Origin of the sequence: Aquiflexum sp., from assembly GCF_041751335.1 — a bacterium.
GTDB lineage: Bacteria > Bacteroidota > Bacteroidia > Cytophagales > Cyclobacteriaceae > Aquiflexum.
This window is the reverse complement of the sequence record NZ_JBGSXS010000391.1, coordinates 1-2,707: the sequence shown is the minus strand read 5'-3', so window position 1 is coordinate 2,707 and position 2,707 is coordinate 1. Positions and strand designations below refer to the sequence as shown.

At 35.2% G+C, this 2,707-nt stretch carries 5 protein-coding genes; 4 read left to right on the top strand and 1 reads right to left on the bottom strand.

The window, feature by feature from the left end; genetic code table 11:
- The 4 genes from ACEW8U_RS21120 to ACEW8U_RS21105 all read left to right on the top strand — a co-directional run.
- Positions 1–195, top strand: a 195-nt coding sequence (locus ACEW8U_RS21120; RefSeq protein WP_373524039.1) for a DUF2683 family protein, incomplete at its 5' end; no start/stop codon positions are given.
- A gap of 89 nt (positions 196–284) precedes the next feature.
- Positions 285–590, top strand: coding sequence for a nucleotidyltransferase family protein (locus tag ACEW8U_RS21115; protein ID WP_373524038.1), 306 nt, complete (start codon positions 285–287; stop codon positions 588–590).
- Positions 580–918 (top strand): DUF86 domain-containing protein, encoded by a 339-nt coding sequence (locus tag ACEW8U_RS21110; protein ID WP_373524037.1) that lies wholly within the window; start codon positions 580–582, stop codon positions 916–918. The genes ACEW8U_RS21115 and ACEW8U_RS21110 overlap by 11 nt, the downstream gene beginning before the upstream one ends.
- A 179-nt stretch (positions 919–1,097) precedes the next feature.
- Complete coding sequence (locus ACEW8U_RS21105) at positions 1,098–1,358, top strand: hypothetical protein (protein ID WP_373524036.1); 261 nt, start codon at positions 1,098–1,100, stop codon at positions 1,356–1,358.
- A 165-nt stretch (positions 1,359–1,523) separates the two neighbouring features.
- On the opposite strand, the gene ACEW8U_RS21100 is transcribed toward ACEW8U_RS21105, so the two are convergent.
- Positions 1,524–2,498 carry a polyprenyl synthetase family protein gene (locus tag ACEW8U_RS21100; protein WP_373524035.1) on the bottom strand — a complete coding sequence of 325 codons (975 nt, stop codon included), beginning with the start codon at positions 2,496–2,498 and terminating at the stop codon, positions 1,524–1,526.
- Positions 2,499–2,707 lie beyond the last annotated feature (209 nt).

Below are 2,707 nucleotides of genomic sequence, written 5' to 3'. Positions count from 1 at the left end.
ACCATCCATACAGAAAACATAGAACAGGAAGATGCCTTAAAAGCTTTTGCCAAGGCGCTCAAAATCAAGTTTGAAGTAGCTAAGGAAAGTCCTTATGACCCTGACTTCGTAGAGAAAATAAAGGGTGATAAAGACATAGCTGAAGGAAAAGGCATAAAAATGACCGTAGAAGAATTAAAGGCCTTATGCAAATAGAGCTAAAACTCAAAGCAAAAACCCAATTACAATACTTTTTTTATGTGCATTTCTTATTTTAGTATATTTGAACATTAGATAAAATTCCTATGGTAGATTTGATTAAAGATAATAAGGAAGCATTAATAAAGCTTTGCCAAAAATATGACATCCAAATCATGTATGTTTTTGGGTCAGCCACTTCTGACCAATTTAATGAATCCAGTGATGTGGATATTTTAATTTCATTTAATGAAATCCCGATTGAGAAATATACAGATAATTATTTTGGCCTCCATGATGAATTGGAGCAGTTATTTGGCCGAAAAGTTGACCTGATTACTGAAAGATCTTTGAGTAATCCATATTTCATTAAAGGAGTGGAAGAAACTAAGATGTTACTTTATGCAGCATGATGCCAAAAAACATCTCTTGGACATTTCCACTTCAATTGATTCAATTAACGATTTTATTGGAGATAAACGAAATTTCAATGAATATGAATCAAATAAGCTAATTCGTAGGGCCGTAGAAAGAGAATTGGAGATTATTGGCGAAGCTACCAATCGTATTCTAAAAATTGATAAAGATATTGATATTTCCAATGCACGGAGAATTGTTAACTTAAGAAACTGGGTGATTCATTCTTATGATAATGTTGACAATATTATTATATGGGGAATTATTTCTAAAGATCTCCCCCTCCTTAAAAATCAAGTTAATTTTCTACTTGAAAAATCTTAATTCTAAAATCTACAATCAAAAAACCCCTACTTGGAGAAGGATAACCTTTGGTTTCCCTATTTTTTTAAGGTAATCGGAAGTAACCACTCCAGCATATACTAACCAAATTACAGTTGGAAATATACCTCAAAATCACTAACATTCCTTTTCAATAATCCACTTTCAACAGGTAATTTATTATGCTAAGATCAGTAAATATAGCCTATTACAGAAAGGAGGACTGGATACGGTTTCTGAAATCTATAGATGACAGGAAAAGTATGCATGACACTTGGGAAGAATGGCACGCGGCTTTTTTAAATACCAAAAAAGAGCTGATTTTAAATGGGTTTATTGTAAAGGATGTAATTATTGAAATAGAAGAATTAAAAGAGTATTGCAGAAAAAAAGGCATTAAAAATGACGGCAAAGCTCGCTTCACGTTCGTATCAGGTCGATAATTTGCATCTAGGAGCAGTATAGATTTTCAGTGGAGGCTAGGTATAGTTTGCAATTACACCGATCTATCTCTTCCAATTTACAAATAAAAAATACCTTTCATGAAAACACATCAACCCAGATCGGTGATGACTAAAATCTTAAATCTAAAATCTAAAATGACAAGGCTACTTCTTCCGCTCTATAGTATACCTCACCAATCCTTCTAAAGAAGTCTTGTATTCAGATTCAGGAAAAGTGTTCAGGATTTCGAGGGCTTCGTCAAAATATTGGGTCATGACTTTATTAGCATAATCAAGTCCACCTGATTTTTTGACAAAATCGATGACTTCATTGACAGATTTTTTATCCTCATTTCGATTTCGGACAAGATATATGATTTTCTTTTTGTCCAGCCAAGAAGCATTATTCAAAGCATAAATCAAGGGTAAAGTCATCTTTTTTTCCTTGATATCTATACCGACAGGTTTGCCGATTTCATCTTCTCCGTAATCAAAAAGATCATCTTTGATCTGAAATGCCATCCCCACCTTTTCACCAAAAGTTCGCATCTTTTCAATCAATTCAGCATTTGCCCCCGAAGTGGCAGCACCAACTGCACAACAGGAAGCGATCAAACTAGCAGTCTTCTGTTTGATGATGGTATAATAGACCTCTTCAGTGATATCAAGTTTCCGTGCTTTGGCTATTTGAAGCAATTCCCCTTCAGACATTTCCCTAACAGCATTAGATACTATTTTTAGCAAATCAAAATCACCATTGTCTACACTCAAGAGCAAACCTCTTGAAAGCAAATAATCCCCAACCAATACCGCAATCTTATTTTTCCATAAGGCATTGACCGAAAAGAATCCCCTCCTGTAGTTCGAATCATCCACCACATCATCATGGACCAAGGTCGCAGTGTGCAACAGTTCAATCAGCGCCGCGCCCCTGTATGATGCTTCTGTCATTTTTCCACTGACCCCTGCAGTCAAAAATACAAACATCGGACGCATCTGCTTGCCTTTCCTTCGGACAATGTAATTGGTAATATGGTCGAGCAACTTGACCTTACTTTTCATAAAGTCACGGAATTTCTTCTCGAATTCCTCCATCTCCGTGGCTATGGGTGCTTGTATCTGTTTGAGGTCAGGCTTCATAAACAATTGTGGTGCAATAATACGATGGATTCACAGTAGGACAAAACCTAGTCTGAATAAATAACACGATAATGGGTTAATTTGCTTTTTATCCTATTCCAAAAAAATCAACCTCAAGTCCATTTTTTTATATCTTTGTTTTTTACGTAACTCTAAAGACACTTGGCAGAAAATTATATCAAGCATAAATATGATCCGATTCTTCCCAA